Source organism: Streptacidiphilus monticola, from assembly GCF_042658505.1.
GTDB classification, from domain to species: Bacteria; Actinomycetota; Actinomycetes; order Streptomycetales; family Streptomycetaceae; genus Streptacidiphilus; species Streptacidiphilus monticola.
The window spans coordinates 1-17,296 of record NZ_JBHSQJ010000141.1; the positions used below are offsets into that span (position 1 = coordinate 1).

Annotated in this window: 10 protein-coding genes; 2 read left to right on the forward strand and 8 right to left on the reverse strand. The window is 72.2% G+C overall.

Translation table 11 applies throughout. The features are described 5' to 3' along the window. The first annotated feature begins 324 nt into the window (after positions 1 to 324). Positions 325 to 1,215, forward strand: a complete 891-nt coding sequence (locus ACFP3V_RS27570; RefSeq protein ID WP_380589021.1) for an alpha/beta fold hydrolase — start codon at positions 325 to 327, stop codon at positions 1,213 to 1,215. A 7-nt stretch (positions 1,216 to 1,222) separates the two neighbouring features. Here the strand turns inward: ACFP3V_RS27570 and fxsT (ACFP3V_RS27575) are convergent, their stop codons facing one another. The 8 genes from fxsT (ACFP3V_RS27575) to pdxH all read right to left on the reverse strand — a co-directional run bounded on the left by fxsT (ACFP3V_RS27575) (position 1,223) and on the right by pdxH (position 15,678). Continuing rightward, positions 1,223 to 5,209: an FxSxx-COOH system tetratricopeptide repeat protein gene (gene fxsT / locus ACFP3V_RS27575; protein WP_380589024.1), complete on the reverse strand. Its 3,987-nt coding sequence runs from the start codon at positions 5,207 to 5,209 to the stop codon at positions 1,223 to 1,225. Next, a complete protein-coding gene (locus ACFP3V_RS27580; RefSeq protein WP_380589027.1) occupies positions 5,206 to 6,618 on the reverse strand; it encodes a TIR-like protein FxsC in 1,413 nt (470 codons plus the stop codon). Before ACFP3V_RS27580 ends, fxsT (ACFP3V_RS27575) begins: the two co-directional genes overlap by 4 nt. A gap of 63 nt (positions 6,619 to 6,681) precedes the next feature. Further along, positions 6,682 to 7,485, reverse strand: coding sequence for an AAC(3) family N-acetyltransferase (locus tag ACFP3V_RS27585; protein ID WP_380589030.1), 804 nt, complete (start codon positions 7,483 to 7,485; stop codon positions 6,682 to 6,684). Positions 7,486 to 7,487: 2 nt separating this feature from the next. Next, positions 7,488 to 9,941 carry an FxsB family cyclophane-forming radical SAM/SPASM peptide maturase gene (locus ACFP3V_RS27590; RefSeq protein WP_380589033.1) on the reverse strand — a complete coding sequence of 818 codons (2,454 nt, stop codon included), beginning with the start codon at positions 9,939 to 9,941 and terminating at the stop codon, positions 7,488 to 7,490. 56 nt (positions 9,942 to 9,997) lie between these two features. Further along, positions 9,998 to 10,177, reverse strand: a complete 180-nt coding sequence (locus ACFP3V_RS27595; RefSeq protein WP_380589036.1) for a hypothetical protein — start codon at positions 10,175 to 10,177, stop codon at positions 9,998 to 10,000. Between the two features lie 312 nt (positions 10,178 to 10,489). Further along, entirely contained in the window at positions 10,490 to 14,254 is a 3,765-nt protein-coding gene (fxsT, locus tag ACFP3V_RS27600; protein WP_380589039.1) for an FxSxx-COOH system tetratricopeptide repeat protein, read from the reverse strand. A 13-nt stretch (positions 14,255 to 14,267) separates the two neighbouring features. Further along, positions 14,268 to 14,972, reverse strand: coding sequence for a TIR-like protein FxsC (locus ACFP3V_RS27605; protein WP_380589042.1), 705 nt, complete (start codon positions 14,970 to 14,972; stop codon positions 14,268 to 14,270). An 82-nt stretch (positions 14,973 to 15,054) separates the two neighbouring features. Beyond that, positions 15,055 to 15,678 (reverse strand): pyridoxamine 5'-phosphate oxidase, encoded by a 624-nt coding sequence (gene pdxH / locus ACFP3V_RS27610; RefSeq protein ID WP_380589175.1) that lies wholly within the window; start codon positions 15,676 to 15,678, stop codon positions 15,055 to 15,057. A 427-nt stretch (positions 15,679 to 16,105) separates the two neighbouring features. Between pdxH and ACFP3V_RS27615 the strand changes: the two genes are divergently transcribed. After that, a complete protein-coding gene (locus ACFP3V_RS27615) occupies positions 16,106 to 17,206 on the forward strand; it encodes a citrate synthase 2 (RefSeq protein ID WP_380589045.1) in 1,101 nt (366 codons plus the stop codon). The last annotated feature ends 90 nt before the right edge of the window (positions 17,207 to 17,296 follow it).

The following is a 17,296-nucleotide window of genomic DNA, read 5'->3' on the forward strand; positions in this document are numbered from 1 at the left end:
GCCCCCACGCCGCGTTGTCGGGCGCGCCCAAGTACATCCGGTACGAGGGCGACCCTCCGTCTTGCGATCTTCCCCCAGCCTTCGGCCGGGGGTGCCCCCACGCCGCGTTGTCGGGCGCGCCCAAGTACATCCGGTACGAGGGCGACCCTCCGTCTTGCGATCTTCCCCCAGCCTTCGGCCGGGGGTGCCCCCACCACCGGACACCGCAACCCGGTGAACCTGTCCGGACACGGCACTAGGGCCTGTGCTGCCTGGGTCGCGTGGCCGCCCACTCGCGTCCGAAGGCAGCCGCACCACCAACGGAACCGCAGAAGGGACCCACGCGTGGAGGAATTCAAGGTCGTGACCGCCGACGGGCGTTCGCTCTCCGCGGCCGCCTGGGGGGACCGGCACGGGGCGCCGGTCTTCCTGATCCATGGCACCCCCGGCAGCCGTCTCGGCCAACTGCCCGAGGAGCGGCGGCTCTACCGGCTGAACCTGCGGGTGATCACCTACGACCGGCCGGGCTACGGCCGTTCGGACCGCCACTCCGGACGACGGGTGAGCGACGCGGCCGAGGACGTCCGGGCCATCGCCGACCACATCGGCCTGGACCGCTTCGGCGTGGTCGGCCGCTCCGGCGGCGGGCCGCACGCCCTCGCCTGCGCCGCGCTGCTGCCGACGCGAGTGGCCCGGGCCGCCGCGCTGGTCAGCCTCGCGCCGCGGGACGCGGACGGCCTCTCCTGGTACCAGGGGATGACCGAGTCCAACATCAGCGCCTACAGCGCCGGGGAGCAGAGCCTCGACCTGCTGGTGCCCCTGCTGATGGCGCGGGTGCACGACATCCGGACGGACCCGCGCAAGCTGATCGCGGCCCTGCGCCACGAGCTGACGGCGGCGGATCTCAGCGTGATCGCGGACCCCGGGGTGCGGTCCAGCCTGACCCGCAACTACGCCGAGGCGCTGCGCTCCGGCGGCGAGGGCTGGATCGACGACCTGGTCGCCTTCTTGCAGCCCTGGGGCTTCGACCTGTCGGCGATCAGCTGCCCGGTGGAGCTGTGGCACGGCGAGGACGACGTGTTCTCACCGGTGGAGCACACCGTCTGGCTCGCCTCGCGGATCCCGACCTCACGGCTGCGGATCCAGTCCAAGGCGGCCCACTTCCACGCCTGGCGGGAGCTGCTGGACATCCTGTGCCGGGTCGCGCTCGACCCGGCACAGGAGACGGCGGGTTGACGTACCGTCAGGCCGGCACCAGTTCCAGGTCCCGGCCCATCCGGCGCCAGGCCCGGGCGTTGGTCACGGTGGGGTGGTCCTCCCCCAGCAGCCGGGTCAGCTGCTCGATCGCACGGGCCCGGAGCTCCTGCGCCTCGGCCCGCTGACCGCGGTCCCGCAGGGTGATGGCCAGGTTGACCATGCAGACCACGGCGTCGGGATGCTCGGCGCCGTAGCGGCGGGACAGGCCGGCGAGCACGTCCCGGCCCAGCTCCTCGGCGCGAGCCAGGTCACCGCCCTCGCCATAGGAGTTGGCGAGGTTGAGCGCAGCGCAGAGCGTGTAGGGATGGTCCTGGCCCAGCGTCCGGGACAGGGCCGAGGCGATGCGCTCACCGAGCACGACGGCCTCGGCGACCTGCCCGGTGTCCCGGAGGTAGATGCTCACGTTGTTGGCGCAGATCAGCGTGAACGGATGGTCCTCGCCCAGGTTCCGCAGGTAGGTCTGGTAGATCTCCTGGGCCGTGTCCCGGGCCGCCTCCTTGTCGCCTGCTGCCGAATAGTCGGCCGCCAGGTTCAGCGCACATGAGAGGGCGTCCGGCACCAGGGCGTTGTAGCGCTCGAGGTAGCGGTTGTATGTCTCCGTGGTCAGCCGCCTGGCCTCGCTCTGCTGGCCGGCCTTGCGCAGGGCCACGGCGAGGCTCTTGGTGTACCGCAGCGAGGGCAGGTCGGGTACCGGGATCGCGGTGTACTCCTCCCGGAACTCGTTGAGCAGGTTGACGGAGCCCCGGTAGTCACCGAGCGCGCGCAGGTCCTCGGCGAGGTTGGCCTTCGACGTCAGCGTGTAGGGGTGCAGCGGCCCGAGGACGTCGCTGCGCTTGTTGTAGACCTCCTCGTCGAGCAGCCGGGCCTCTTCGTAGTCGCCGTTGAAGCGCAGGTCGATGGCCAGGTTGTTGGCGAGGTTGAGGGCGCGAGGGTCGTCGTCGCCCAGTTCGTCGCGGAGCTTGCTGTAGGTGTCCCGGTCCAGGTCCAGAGCCTCCCGGAACCGGCCGAGGACTCGCAGGTCGGCACCGAGGTTGCCTGCGGTCTGCAGGGTCTGCGGGTGGTTCTCCCGCAGCGCCCGGCGCTGGCGTTCCAGCGTGTCCTCGTCGATGGCCAGGGACTCGTTGAACCGCCCCTGGCTGCGCAGCACGCTGCCGAGCTGGAAGCGGAGCTGCAGCGTCTGCCGGTCGTCCTCACCGAGCTTGGCGGTCCATGCGCTGTCCAGGCGGCGGCCCAGCTCCTCGGCGCGGTCCAGCTCGCCGCGTTTCCACAGGTAGCGCACGCGGTCGATGAGCAGCTGCCGGGTGTCCGGCTCGTCGCAGTTCTCGGCCTCGGAGGGCCCCAGGTGGGGCCAGATCAGTTCGAACTGCGGCCAGTTGGTGGGGTCGTCCGTGTCGCCGACGTCGGGGCGGGCGCCCACCAGGATGCGGTGCACCTCGTGGATGTTGCGCTGGTACTCCTCGTCCGTCATCTCGGCGCGGATGACCGCCTGGACCATGCGGTGCACTTGGAAGGTGCTGCTGCTGTTGTCCACCCGGGCCAGGCCGTAACGACCGATCGCCCGCAGCAGCTTGCCCATCATGTACTTGTCGCGCAGGTCGTCGTCGTAGGGGACGAGCGACTCGATCATCTGGTCGGTGTAGACCAGGCTGCGGGAGATCGAGTCGGGCGCGAAGAAGGCCCACAGTTCGAGCAGCCGGGCCGCAGCCGGGGACTGTTGCCGCAGCCGCGAGATGGAGACCCGCCAGGTGGCGCTGAAGTTGGAGGGGTAGTCGGTCGGTTCGGCGGCCGAGAGCACGCCCACGGCCTCCTGCTGGAGCTGCTCCACGTAGGTGTCCACCGGGATGCCTGTGGTCTCCAGCCAGGCGGTGGCGATCTCGACCGCCAGGGGCAGGTCCCCGACGGCCTCGGCCACCCGGTTGGCGTCGCCGCGGCTCAGCCCCGGTACGCGGCGGCAGAGATGGTCGATGCTCTCCTCACGCCGGAAGATGTCGACCTCGAGCGCCTCGGCGTGCCCCGACCACGCCTGGTTGCGCGAGGTCACCAGGACGTCGCCCGGGCCCCCGGGGAAGTAGCGCACCACCGAGGACGGGTCGTCGGCGTTGTCGAAGATCAGCAGCCAGCGCCGGGCCTTGGGGTGCGTGCCCAGCCGCAGCGTCTCCTTCACCAACTCGGCGTTCTCCGCCGCGTTCTCACCGACCCTCAGTCCGAGCCGGGTGCCCAGCTCGGTGAGCGAGACCGCGACCTGCTCGGGCTGCTCGGCGTCGATCCACCAGACCGCGTCGTAGTCGGCCATGAAACGGTAGGCGTACTCCAGCGCGACCTGGGTCTTGCCGACGCCGCCGAGGCCGTAGAGGGTCTGCGGCGTGGGCAGCACCACCGTGGAGCGGCGATCCCGCTGCTGGTCCCGGAGTTGGTCACGGAGCCGGTCCAGCACACCGGCTCGGCCGGTGAAGGACGGGTTGCGGACCCGCAGGTTCCAGATGCTCGGGCGGAGCCCCGGGAAGCGCGGGCCCTCGCCGGGAACCGGCTCGGGACCCGAATCGAGGCGGTTGACGGCGCGCAGCAGAGCCAGCCGCGCCTCCGCCTCCTCCAGGCGGGCCAGGTCGACAAGGTTGCTGTTGGCGTACTGCCCGGTGGGCCGGGCGTCGCCGACGCGCACCGGTATCAGCTCCGCCTGCGGCTCGGGCCGGTCGCCGCCGAGGATGTCCCGGGCCATCCGGGCCTGGGTGGCCCGGGCGTAGGAGGCGGACCAGACCGCGACGGTACGGGTGACGGCCTCGCGCACGCGCTCCGAGTCGATCCGCGGTGCCGTGCCCAACTCCCTTGGGATGACCCGAAGTCCGGACCGGGTGAGGTTCCACTCGATCCACTCCGCCCACATCCGGTCCTCCGAGGCGTAGGAGAGGATCACGTCCTCGCGGGCAGCGGGCCGCGGGCGGGTGAACAGGTCGCTGTACTGGAGGCGGATGTCCTCGTCCATCGGCGGGAGGCCGAGCACCCGGTCCTGGGTGAGGGCGCCGACCAGCCGCTCGACCGCGGAGAGCATGGAGGTGGGCGAACCCGGCTTGTCCCCGAACGGGGCGAGGATCTCCTCGTAGGCGTAGAAGGGCTGGTAGGGGATCTCCACGGAGTCCCAGTAATGGTCCCGGGCCGCGTCGGTGAGGCCCTGCGGCAGACCGCCGAAGCGCTTGCGGGCGAGTGCGCGGCCGGCGTCGGCCTTGACCTTCTCGCCGTCGTCGATGCGCATGGCCACGGGCAACACCCGGATGCCGCGGTTGTAGTGGCGTTCGACGATCTTCCGGGCGATCTCCGCGGCGCCCTCGATGCTCTGGTTGCTCAGCGTGAAGCAGACCACGAGGTCATGGGGCATCTCGACGGTGCAGATCTCCTGGATGTCGGAGAGGCCGGTACGGCTGTCGATCAACACGTAGTCGTAGTGCCGCTGCATGTCCTGCCGCAGCGCCCGGAAGAACTCGCCGCCCTTCAGGCGGCTGTAGAAGTCCTCCCAGTTGATGTTGGCGACGGTGGCCGCGTAGTCGCTGTGCGCCTGGCCGGCGGGCAGGAAGTCCAGGCATCCGCCGCCCGGGAAGCCGCCCCAGTTGAGGGACAGCACGTGCGGACGGACCCGCGCCGCGTCGGCGATCCACGAGGGGCTCAACTCCTCGCGTTCCAGCGCCTCTTCGCGGTAGTCGTGGATCAGGTCGATGACGCCGGTCGAAGCGTCCAGGGCGGTCTGGTCCAGGAAGGGATGGAAGAACCGGGAGAGTCCCGGCGCCTCCAGGTCCCAGTCCACCGCCAGGACCCGGTAGCCGTTCGCCGCCAGGATCCAGGCGCTGTTGGCAAGGGACATGGTGCGGCCGGTGCCGCCCTTGTAGGAGTAGAAGGTGATGATCCGGCCGTCCCGGGGGGCGTCTCCTCCCCCGGCCTCCGGACCGTCCCCTCCGGACGGCGCTCCCGACAACAGGTCGCTCATTGGGTCCCTCCCCCAGGGCCAGTGGGTGTCGATCCGGCGCTCGCAGGTGGATCGGCCGGTTCGTGCAACTGCAGTGGAACGACAGGAGCGCGGCCCGTCGGCGGCGACTCCGTGGAGTCCGGCGGCCGCGACCGTTCCGCCTGGAGGGCTCCGCGTTCAGTGGCGTCCCGGAGCGTCGGCTTCGCCCGGGCCTGCGGATCGGGCTGCTGCTGCGGCGCGGGCGGCAGGTGCAGGTCCTCGAAGGCATGCATGGCCTGCAGCGCGGCCCGCGGCAGCGCGTTCTCGAACTCTTCGAGGGAGGCCAGGGTGTCCGTGCCCGGAATCCTCCTACGGTCCCCGCGCAGGTGGTACAGGACGTCATCGGCCATCCGCCGGAGCCGGACCCCGTTGGCGGCACACTCGGGGTCGCCCGGGTTCCACGGCTCCATCAGCCCGACCCACGAGGGGTTGCTTTCGTCGAACCGCTCGAGCAGCGCCCGGCGTTCGTCGTTGAGCAGCGCCCAGCGGTCCAGCAGCAGCAGACCCGGCGCCTCCGGCGGCTCGCCGTCGAGCGCCCTGGCCGCCTCGGCCTCGAAGTCGTGGACGGTCGCGTGGAACTCCCACTGGCGGGCGATCGCGGCGGCCCTCTTTGCCAGGCTGCTGTCGGCGTTGTCGCCGTAGGGCTGCCAGTCGACCTGATTGACGCCGTAGCTGTCCGGCGAGCGTCCCTCCGGGAGGTTCTTGCGGTCGCAGGCGAGCACGGATATCCGCAGCTGCCGGCGGCGGGTGGGCGGGTCGAAGGCACTGGGCAGGTCCTGGAAGTCCCTCCGGCCGCCCAGCTTGATCATGGTGTCCTCGGCCACCTGGACGATGCGCTGCGCCAGCCGGTGCACCGCCAGCTCGTACTGGACCCGGAAGTAACGCACCTTCAGCAGCGTCTGCAGCCCCTCGGTCAGGTACTCCTCGCCGAAATCGCGGTGGTCGAACTGGAGGGCGCGGGCGACGCCGGGCAGCGAGTCCTGGTGCACCACCACCCACTGCACCGGCACCACGCCGGTGATGTGACCGCTGCTGCGGTTCTTCGGCAGCACCTCGCGGGAGGCGAAGGCGGCCCACTCCTGGCCGCAGGCCTGGCTGCGGAAGTAGCGGGGCGAGTAGAGCGGCACGAAGACGCGGCAGTGGGCCAGCGCCTCGGTGATCCGTCCCGACCAGCCCTCACCGAGGTTGAGGCCACGGTCCATGAACCCGGGCGGCTCCCCCTCCTCCAGGCCGGCGAGCTCGGTCACGGCCTCGCACAGGTCCCGGAAGAGCTGGTCCTCCCAGTGGCTGGCCGCCGTGTTGGGGCGGCCGGCGCCTCGGGGCGAGTGTGCGTAGCTGAGAAAGAAGAACGGCCGGGGGATGTCCTCGTCCCAACTCCCCTGGTCACTCACCCGTACCCCCGCCCGGTAGCGCAACGCCTGTAGAAGAGATGGAACCTTCCCCGGCAGTTCGCGTCAACACCCGCTCAGGACGGGACTCCTGACGCCCAGTCGGATTTCCAGCGCGGCGTCCACCGCTTCACGCAGCGGCACCACCATCGACGGCGCGGCGCCGACCTTCCCCTCGACCACCTCCACCCGCTCCCGCACCTGCTCCCCGAGGGCCGCGAAGTGGCCGTCCCGCAGGTCCAGGTCGCGGAAGCGCACCCAGCGGCTTCGGCCGCGACGCCCGCGCACCTTGCAGGAGTAGGAGCGCGCCGGCAGCTCCGGCCGGACGTAGTCGGCGAGATGGAACGGCGTGTAGCGGTCGAAGCCGACGCCGATCAGCAGACTGCGTGCGCCGAGTTCGTAGAGGCGTCCGAGCGGCGAGTCCGGACCGAGGTGCTGCTCGATCGGATGGTTCCGGGTGATCTGCTCGGCCAGCGGCCCGAGGGCGGCGAAGGAGGTCTGCGGGTGGCTGCTGCGCAACGCCCCCGGGTGGGAGCGCACCGCCTCGGAGAGCCGCCCCAGGGAGGGGGAGACGGGCGTCAGCCGCCGGTCGAAGGCCGGCATGGACCGTCGGTATCGCTCCCGCTGCGCGAGGCCCAGACCCTCGGTCGCCCGCCGGTATGCGGGGGAACTGATCGAGTTCTCCGGGGTCGCCGCGTACGCGACGAGGGTCCCGGTCGGGCCAAGCACCCGGAGCAGGGCCGCCAGCAGCGCGTCGGCGCCGCCGTCGATCCAGCCGACCGAGGAGAGCGAGGCGTGCACCATCAGCAGCTCACCGGGGCACACCCCCAGGAACAGCAAGTCCTCGACCAGGCTCTCCTCGTGAACCACCGTCAGCCCCCGGATCTCCGCGCCACGGCGTCCGCCGCCGAGCGCGACCCCGCCTCGCGCACCCAGGGCTCCACGGTAGCGCGCATCGCGGCGACGAACCGCTCACCCGACGGAGTCAGGGTGCCCGATCCGGCCATGACGAGGATCGCCTCGTGCGTGTGCCCGAGCCAGGTGGTGAACTGCTCCCAGGCGTGCTCCGCCTGCTCCGTCCGCCCCTCGTCGCTCAGCGAGCGATGCCGGGCGCGCCAGAACTCGACGACCGCGATGTGCGCGTACGCGCCCTGGAACAGCCCCTCGAAGGGCCGCAGGTCGGGCCGCCAGGGGGCCCGGTAGCGGCGCGGGTCTTGCCGGTCGAAGAGGTCGTGGAGGTCGAACACCGCGCCCAGCTTGACGTGCTGGAACTCGTGCACCAGGAGCAGGGCCAGCTGTTCCGGGGCCGGTGGCAGAGCGGCGCCGACGACGCCGAAGGCGTCCCGGGCGGCTGCGCTGACCGCGCGCCCGTCAGGGCTCGGACGCAGCGGGGTCACCGCAGTCAGGCCCTGGCGCAGGCCCTCGGCATAGCCGGGGAGTTCACGGCAGACCAGCTCCCAGGCGGCCTGCAACGCCTCGCCCCAGCCGGCAGTGTCCCGTGCGTCGCCGGGCTCGGCCGCCTGCCAGCAGTCCAGGGCCCGTTCCGGGTCCCGGTCCTCCAGCGCGACGGTCCACGGGAGCGCGTCGCCGGAGGCGGCGAGGGTCCACTGCGGGCGCGGCTCCCAGCGCCCTTCGGCATCCGTCGGCGCGGGACCCGGCGCCGGCCGCTCGACCCGGTGCCAGACCGGCCCGGACTCGACGGTGAAACCCTGCTTGTCGACCGTGACCGTGGCGGTCGGCGCGGCCTCGCCGCCCAGCCGCAGCAGGCCCAGCCCCGGCAGCCGGAGCACCCCGTGGTCCCGCAGCGGCACCTCCAGCGTGGCGTCGATCCCCGCCGACACCGCTGCCCCGGCGGCCAGTTCGGCCACGCCGGCCAGGGCGTCGGACGCCGCCTCGTCCGTCCGACCGCCCTCGGCCGCCCGGAGCACCCGCACCGCCCACGGGCGGAGGTAGGGGTGGAGCAGGGCCTGGTCCAACGCGCCCGGAGCCTCCCGGTCCAGACGGGTCGTCAACTGCCAGGCGTCGCTGACGTCGAGCTCCGGGACACGGTCCACCAGCCGGTCGAGCAGCTGGCGGTTGACCTCCAGTTGGGCGTCCCGCAGGGCGGTGACGGCGGCGGCGCCGCCGTGGCCGGTGGCGAGTTCGTCCAGCAGGGCCTCGGGCAGCAGCGGCCCGTCCGCGTCGGCGCCGTTCATACCGATGCCTTCCTTGATGCGATGGATCACGCTGAACAGGTCCTGGCAGTAGACGCTCGGATGGTCGAATCCGGCCGTGCCGTCGGCCTCGGTGCGGTACCGGTGGGCGTACAGGCCTCCGCCGCAGGAGCGCACCACCGGGCAGGCCCGGCACTCCCGGGCCAGTCCGGCAAGTCCGAGTTGACGGCTGATCAGCCCGGGATGCTCCGCGGCCTCGTCCAGGCTGTGCCGGAAGACGTCGTAACCGGTGGCGGGGGCGCCGTCGTAGGCGGTCTTCAGCGAGTCGGCCTGCTCCAGCGTGCCGTCGGTCTCGACGACGAGGAGGTCCGCGGGCGCCAGCCCCAGGGACTCGGTGAGACTGCCGCCTCCGGCCAGGGTGCTGTGCACGGAGTCGAAGAAGCGGACCGGGAAGGGGCGGCCTTCGCCGTCCCAACGGGAGTGGACCCGCATCAGCCAGTCGGCGTAGGGGGTCTCCGAGCCCTCGGGTCGCAACGGTGGCTCTTCCCACGTCGCGTGGGGCAGCAGGAAGTCGACCCGCGGCGGATGCAGCGCGGCCAGTGCGTCGTAGACGGCTGCCGGATCGTTGCGGACGTCGATGGTGCAGAGGAGGCCGGCGAAGAGGCGACGGTGACGGGGCTGGTTCAGCAGCTCGACCGCGCGGATCACGCGCGCGTAGCTGCTGCGCCCGTCGGCGTAGCGCCGATGCAGGTCGTTGGCGGTTTTGTCGCCGTCAAGTGAGATGCCGACGTGGATGTCGAACTGGTGGAAGAGGTCGAGCAGGCTCTCGTTGAGGGTGACCCCGTTGGTGTGGATCCGCAGGTCGAGAGCGCAGACGCCGTCGAGTGCGCGGTTCAGCGCCACCGCCGCCGCGCGCAGCCGGGTACGCCCGGCCAGCAGTGGCTCCCCTCCGTGGAGGACCACATGGACGGTCTCGAGTCCGTGCGCCCGGGCATGCTCGGCGATGCGGTCCGCGGTGCGTTCCAGCACGTCTTCGGAGACGACCATGGGTCGGCGCTGCCAACTGGTGTCGGCGTGCTCGTAGACGTAGCAGTGATCGCAGGCGAGGTCGCACCTGCTGTGCATCTTCAGCACGAACTGCCGGAAGGCGACCGGGGCGGTCTCGATGTCCATGTCGATTCTGGGGGTGTCTGTGCCGTAGAACCGAGGAGGAGAAGCCCTGCCGCGTGTCAGATGGACGAGGTGAAGGCGGCGACGTCCAGTTTGGCGATGCCTGAGTCCGGAAGCACCCGGCTCAGCACGCGGTCGGCCGCGTCACCGCTGCGACGGGACAGCCGGGGCGCCGGGGCACCGGGCTGGGCATTCGGAGACGGCTGCTCCGCGGGCTTCTGGACGTGCTGCGTGTTCACGGTACCCCTCGTGGGCGTGAGTGCGGATGTGGGGCGATCACGGGGTTTCGGTTGACGAGCAATCGGCCTGGCCGTCGAAGAAGTAACCCCTGGAGTCGTCCGGAAAACGCCCTCAAACCTCTGCCCGATGGTGCAAGCAGCAAAGTATCAGCAGGTGTTCCCGTCTGCCCGTCAGCAGACATCCGGCGCGCCAGGCGGAGACTGGTCCCACGTGCCAGTGACCAGCGCCAATTCCACACCGGAAGCGAAGGGTCGTCTTCTTCTTTGCGAAGTTTTTTCCTTCCAATGGATTAGTCGCGTCCACGGGCGGGCTCACCAGGGCTGGAGCTCCAACGCCCGGTGCACACAAGCGCCCTGACGGACCGCCAGCACCTCCGGATGCTTCGCGCCCAGCAGCCGTTCCAGGCGCGGCAGGATCCGCCCCCGCAGCGCAGCCGCTTCGAGGCGGTGCCCGGTCCGTTCCAGCAGGGCCGACTGGTTCGCAGCGGCCAGCAGCCCATCCGGGTGATCCGGGCCGAGTCGGTCGGCCAGAGCCTCGGCGCAGGCCGCGAGCCGGTCCAGGGCCGGGGCGGGCTCCCCGGCGCCGGCGCGCAGCAGGGCGTGGTTCGACCAGGCCAGCGCGGTGCGGGGATTGGCCCATCCGAGCCGCCGCTCCAGCTGCTCCGCGTTTCGGCCGCTCCCGTCGCGCGCCCGTGCCAGGTCGCCCGGCCGTCCGCGGGCGCCGAGGAAGACGAAGAGGCCGTCCCGGGCGAGGAGCACGTCGGGGTGGTCCGCGCCCAGTTGCTCCGTCAGGGCGTCGACGGCGCCTTCGGCCGCCTCCAGCGCCCCGGTGGCGTCTCCGACCGACCAGCGGCAGGCCGCGACGGCCAGGGCCAGCCGGCAGTCCGCACTGTCCGTGGGGGGACGGCCGCCCACGGCCGTTCGCAGACTTCGCTGTGCCAGGGCCAGTCCCTGCCCCGGCTCGCCGCAGGCGCGCAGCGACTGGGCCAACTCGCAGGCCGCCCACAGCGACAGGCGGTGCTCAGGACCGTAGGCGGCGACCAGCGAGTCATGCACCGCCACCAGCCGGGATCGTGCCTCGTGCGGCCGCCCGAGGTCGCGCACCGCTCGGGCGAGACTGCCCAGGGACTGCAGACGCAGGGCGTGCCCGGTAGGCAGGTTGACGGACCGCCAGTCCAGCACCTCCTGGAACAGCCGGTGGGCCTGCGCGAACTCGCCGAGCAGGGAGTGGTCCACGGCCAGGTTGTTGAGCATCCGCATGGTCTGCTCATGGCCCCGGCCCACCTGCCGGACCAGTGCCTCCAGGGACGCCTGGTCCCGCTCGAGCGCCTCCGGGTAGCGCCCGGTGGCGCGCAGGCCCGCGGCGAGGCCCCCGGCCGTCAGCAGCGTGTGCACATGGTCCGGGCCGAAGCGACGCGACTGCTCCGCCAGGGTGGCGGCATCGATGGCGAGCGACTCGGCGTACCGGCCCTGGGCCCGTACCGCGTTCCCGAGTTCGGTGCGCAGCCGCAGCGTCCGCCAGTCCTCGTCCAGCGGCCTGGCGGCCCAGCGGCGGAGCAGCAGACGCGCCAACTCCTCGGCGGCGCCTGGCTCGCCGCGCCGCCACAGGTAGCGCACCCGGTCCACCAGCAGACTTCGCACGCCGGGGTCGTCGCAGCGGTCCGCCCCGGAAGGGAGCAGATGCGACCAGAGCCGGTCGAGGAACCTCCAGGAACCGTCGCTGTCCATGTCCGCGTCCAGCCGCCGGTAGTGCGCGGTGAGCAGCCGGTGCACCCGGTGGCGGCACTCCTGCAGCTCGGCCTGCTCCGTCCGGGCGAGCACGGCCGCGCCCACCGCGGCGTCGCAGCAGAGCAGCGCCTCGCCCTCCTCCCAGCGGACGAGGCCCAGGTCGTCCAGGATCCGGCACAGCGTGGGGAAGCTGCTCCAGCCCATCGTGTCCGGCTGCAACTCCTCCAGTTCCTGCATGAGTTCGTCATCCCGCAGCAGATCCTCGGGCAGCGGGGCGCCGCCCGCCGCCGCGCACAGCCGCAGCACCCGCAGCGCGGCGGGGGACCGGCGGGCCAGCTCGGCGAGCGCCAGACCGACGACTGCGGTGAGCTGTGCCGCCCGTCCGGCGCCGCGCAGTTCCGCGAGCAACCGGGCCGCGTCGAGCGCGGTGGCGGCCAGCAGCCGCCCGCACAGGTCCGTGCACCTGGCGTCCCCGGCCAGCAGGTGCACCAGCTCCCGGGCGTCGTCATCGACTGTCGGCAGCAGCGCGAGAGCGTCCTCGGCGGGGAGGGGGCCGAGCGTCAGCAGCGGAACATCCGCCGGCAGCCGGGCCAGGGCCTCCCACCGGCCGGTCAGCACCAGTCGTGCGCCGACAGCGGAGACCGCCGCCAGCACCTGGTCCGGCCGGACGACTCCGTCCACTATCAGGAGGACCTCGGTCGCCGCGCCCGCGGTGTGCAACTGCGGGACCCTGCGCCGCAGTTCCGCCAGCGCACCGCGCAGGGCCCCGTCCTCGGCGGCGGAGGCCCACCAGACGATCCGGGGGCCGGGCCGGTGGCGGTGCACGAACTCGCGGACGAGTTCCGTCGCTCCCGCCCCGGGCGCTCCGGTGACCGCGACCACCTGGTGTTCCGTCAGCAGTCGTGCGAGTTCCGTCAGTTCGCTGTCCCTTCCCCGGAACCGGGGGTTGCGGGAGGGAACCTGCCGGACCTCGGTTCCGGTGCCGGGGAAGGGGGCGGAGACCGGGGGCACGGACTCGTCCCCACGCTCCGGCAGCAGCGCCTGCAGCAGTTGCCGGGTCGCCGGAGCCTCCTCCAGGTGCACCAGGTCGACCACATCCTCCGGCGCGCCCTCCGGCGCGACGGCCCCGATCCGCACGCACACCGCCCCGGGCAGCCCGACCGGCTTCTGTCCTGCGACGGAGCGCAGCAGCGCCTCCGACAGCAGGACGACCGGTCGGCCTTGCAGCACAGCCTCCGCCTCGGCGTCCGGCCCGCAGACCTCGACCTGGGCGCCACCGGCGAGCAGCACCGCCTCGACCCATCGGGCCCAGGCCAGGTCGGCCGGCGCCGCGACGATCGTCAGCCTGGCGCCGGAGCCGGCGCGGCGGAGAGCGGACTGCAGGTAGCGACGACGCTCCGGCTCGGCCACGTGCGGCAAGCGGTGCACCGCTCCCGAGGTCAGCACCGCGGTGAGCCGCTCGCAGGCCGCCAGCAGCGCCTGCGGATCCCCCGGCTGGTCGCCGAAGACCGCCAGGATCTCCTCGAAGGCGTAGAAGGGCCGGTAGGGGAATTGGATCCGGGCCCAGTACTCGTCCCGGCTGCGGGCGTCCATTCCTTCGGGAAGCCCGGCGAAGCGGGACCTGGCCAGTGCGTGCCCGAGTCGATGCCGTTCGTGCTCGCTGCCGTCGATGCGCATGGGGACTGGGAGCACCCGCAGCGGTCGTCCGCCCGCACGCCGGGCCGCGAGCACCGCTCGGGCCACCGAGGCAGCCCCTTCGATGCCCTGGTCGCTGAGGGTGAAGCAGACCACGAGCGAGTCCGGGAGTTCGATGGTCCCGATCCCCGCGCTGTCCCCCAGCCCGGTGCGGCTGTCGACCAGCACGTGGTCATAGCCGCGGCGCAGGGCGCGTCCCAGCGCGGAGACGAAGGCCGGCCCGTGGCCGTCCGCATAGAAGGCGTTCCAGTCGAGGGAGTTGAGCATCTCGGTGTACTGGGCCTCGTCCGCCCGGCCGGCGCAGAGCAGGTCGAGCGTGCCCCTCCCCGGGAAGTGCGGCCAGTCGATCCGGAGGGCCCGGCTGCCGATGTCCGCGTGGTGCTCCGCGAGTTCCTCGACATCCCGGCGGGTCCAGGCGTGCTCGGCGACCACTCGGCGGAAGTCGGTGAGCGCGTCCAGCACCCCGGTGCGGTGGGCGAGTCGGTCCTCGTCGAGGAAGGGCCGGAAGAAGCGGTGCAGCCCGGGGGCTTCCAGGTCCCAGTCGACCGCCAGCACCCGCCGCCCGTTGGCGGCGAGCAGCCAGGCGATGTTGGCGAGCGCCAGCGACCGGCCGACGCCGCCCTTGTAGGAGTAGAACGTCCAGACCTCCCCCACCGCTCCCTCCGTTCTACGAGACCGAGTTGCCAGGCGGGACGGCGTGGAAGCGCGGCGGTCGGATCCGCTCCTCGGGGGCGAAGGCGCTTCGGACCTGGCCGAGCGGGACCGCCTCACCCTCGTGGATCACGGTGCCGAGGGCCACCTGCTTGATCCGCTCGGCGAGCAGGAAGACCGACTCGCGGCAGTCCCGTTTCATCGCCGGCCGCGCCATCAGTGCATACAGCCCCTGGGACCGGTAGCTGGCCGGGAAGTCCCCGTGGTCGTACTGGAGCCGGCGGGCCTGGACGGGCGTCTGCTCCAGCGGCGTGGGCACCCAGCGGACCGGAACGACGGCCCCGCCGGGAGACCGGTCGGCCCCGCCCCGGGGCTCGACGGTGCGGGCGCCGAAGACGGCCCACTCCCGGCCGCACATGTCGCTGGCGAAGTACCCGGGCGAGAGCAGTGCGACGAAGACCCGGCACTGGGCGAGCTGGCGGGAGAGCCAGGCCTCCCAGTCCTCGCCGAGCGCGATCCGACCGTCCATCATCCCGATCGGCACCGTGCCGATCGGCGGGCACAACTCGCCGAGATGGTCGCAGAGTTCGTCGAACAGGCGGCGCACCAGGCGAGTCGGGCGGCTGGTGCGCCGGTCCTCGTTCCGCAGCGCCGGTGCGTGCGCGTGGCTGAGGAAGAAGTACGGCCAGACGCGGTTCTCGCTGGTGGCGGCAGGCAGCATCGGTCCCCCGGCGTCGAACTGGGCGCGGTTCCCTCCCAGGAGGGTACCCGGACCGAAACCGCGTCACCCGCAAGGCAGTTCGTCAGGGGAACAGGCGCTCGACCCGCCATCCCTCCGGTGTCCGCACGAAGCGCAGCCGGTCGTGCAGCCGGTTCTGCCGGCCCTGCCAGAACTCCACCGCGTCCGGGACGACCCGGAAGCCGCCCCAGAACGGGGGCACCGGGACGCCCTCGCCCTCGGGATAGCGGGCCGCCAACTCCGCGTAGCGGGCCTCCAGTTCGGCCCGCGACGCGACCGGCGCGGACTGGTCGCTGGCCCAGGCGCCGAGGCGGGAGCCGTGCGGTCGGCTGCGGAAGTACGCCGCCGTCTCGTCCCGGCCGGTGCGCTCGGCCCGGCCGGAGACGATGACCTGACGGGCGATCGGGTGCCACGGGAAGAGCAGCGAGACGTAGGGGTTGGCCTCCAGCTCCCGGGCCTTGCGCGATCCGTAGTTGGTGTAGAAGACGAAGCCCCGCTCGTCGAACGCCTTGAGCAGCACCGTCCGCGAGCTCGGCCGGCCCTCGGCGTCGGCGGTGGAGACCACCATGGCGTTGGGCTCGTCGATGCCGGAGCGCTCCGCGTCGGTGAACCAGCGGGCGAACTGGTGCAGCGGGTCGGCGGCGAGGTCCTGCTCGAGCAGGCCGTCGGCGCGGTACTGGCGGCGCATGGCGCCGGGGTCCGGGACGGCGGGCAGGGCGTGGCGGTCGTCAGCGCGTTCGCCGGTGAGCTCCTCGGCGCGTTCGCCGCTGCGGTCGTCGGTGCGAGCGTCCGCGCGGACGTCGATGCGGTCATCTGTCTCGGGCACGTGCTCATCATCCCAGCCGTCACCAGCGCGAAGCTGGGAGTTTCCTAGCTCGACATGGAGATTCTCGACATCGAGAGAGTAGGGTCACCAGGTGATTCGCCCGGGCGTGCGGGGCATCACCGTCGTGGGCTCTGGCGCAATGCACCCAGTGCCTGCCAATCTGTCACCGCGTGCCACGCACACGCACCACAACCGCAGCACCACCCGCCGCGCAGACCGCGCGGCGGCCGAAGAGACTTAGAGCCGACTGGCCACTAGCCCTGTCGACGTCGATCAGAGGAGCCGCCTCATGTCCGACTTCGTGCCCGGACTCGAAGGAGTCGTAGCGTTCGAGACGGAGATCGCCGAACCCGACAAGGAGGGCGGCTCGCTCCGTTACCGCGGCGTGGACATCGAGGAACTCGTCGGCCACGTCTCCTTCGGCAACACCTGGGGCCTGCTGGTCGACGGCAAGTTCAACCCCGGCCTGCCGCCGGCCGAGCCCTTCCCGATCCCGGTCCACTCCGGCGACATCCGGGTGGACGTCCAGTCCGCGCTCGCGATGCTCGCACCGGTCTGGGGCCTCAAGCCGCTGCTGGACATCAGCGCCGAGCAGGCCCGCGACGACCTGGCCCGGGCGGCCGTGATGGCGCTGTCCTACGTCGCCCAGTCCGCGCGCGGCCAGGGCCTGCCGATGGTCCCGCAGAGCGAGATCGACAAGGCCGAGACCATCGTCGAGCGCTTCATGATCCGCTGGCGCGGCGAGCCGGACCCCAAGCACGTCAAGGCGGTTGACGCCTACTGGACCTCCGCGGCCGAGCACGGCATGAACGCCTCGACGTTCACCGCCCGCGTGATCGCCTCCACGGGTGCGGACGTCGCCGCGGCGCTGTCCGGCGCCGTGGGCGCGATGTCCGGCCCGCTGCACGGCGGTGCGCCGTCCCGGGTGCTGGGCATGATCGAGGAGATCGAGCGCAGCGGCGACGCCGTCGCCTACGTGAAGAAGGCGCTGGACAAGGGTGAGCGCCTGATGGGCTTCGGCCACCGCGTCTACCGCGCCGAGGACCCCCGCGCCCGGGTGCTGCGCCGGACGGCGCAGGAGCTCGACGCCCCGCGCTTCGAGGTGGCGGCGGCCCTGGAGAAGGCCGCGCTGGAGGAGCTGCACGCCCGCCGCCCCGACCGCGTGCTGGCCACGAACGTCGAGTTCTGGGCCGCCATCGTGCTGGACTTCGCCGAGGTCCCGGCGCACATGTTCACCTCGATGTTCACCTGTGCCCGTACCGCGGGCTGGTCGGCGCACATCCTGGAGCAGAAGCGCACGGGCCGCCTGGTCCGCCCCTCCGCCCGCTACATCGGCCCGGGCGCGCGGAGCGTCAGCGAGATCGAGGGCTACGAGTCCATCGCCAAGTAAGGGCACGGCCTCGATGCGGGGGCTGTGGACAGCCGCGGTCCGGCCGCGTGTCCACAGCCCCCGCACCCGTGAAGAGGCTCGCTCGATCGT

Excerpts from the sequence above, each read along its gene's own strand:
- fxsT (WP_380589024.1), bottom strand. The coding sequence starts at position 5,209 with ATGAGCGACCTGTTGTCGGGAGCGCCGTCCGGAGGGGACGGTCCGGAG.
- ACFP3V_RS27590 (WP_380589033.1), bottom strand. The coding sequence starts at position 9,941 with ATGGACATCGAGACCGCCCCGGTCGCCTTCCGGCAGTTCGTGCTGAAG.
- ACFP3V_RS27605 (WP_380589042.1), bottom strand. The coding sequence starts at position 14,972 with ATGCTGCCTGCCGCCACCAGCGAGAACCGCGTCTGGCCGTACTTCTTC.
- pdxH (WP_380589175.1), bottom strand. The coding sequence starts at position 15,678 with ATGCGCCGCCAGTACCGCGCCGACGGCCTGCTCGAGCAGGACCTCGCC.
- ACFP3V_RS27615 (WP_380589045.1), top strand. The coding sequence starts at position 16,106 with ATGTCCGACTTCGTGCCCGGACTCGAAGGAGTCGTAGCGTTCGAGACG.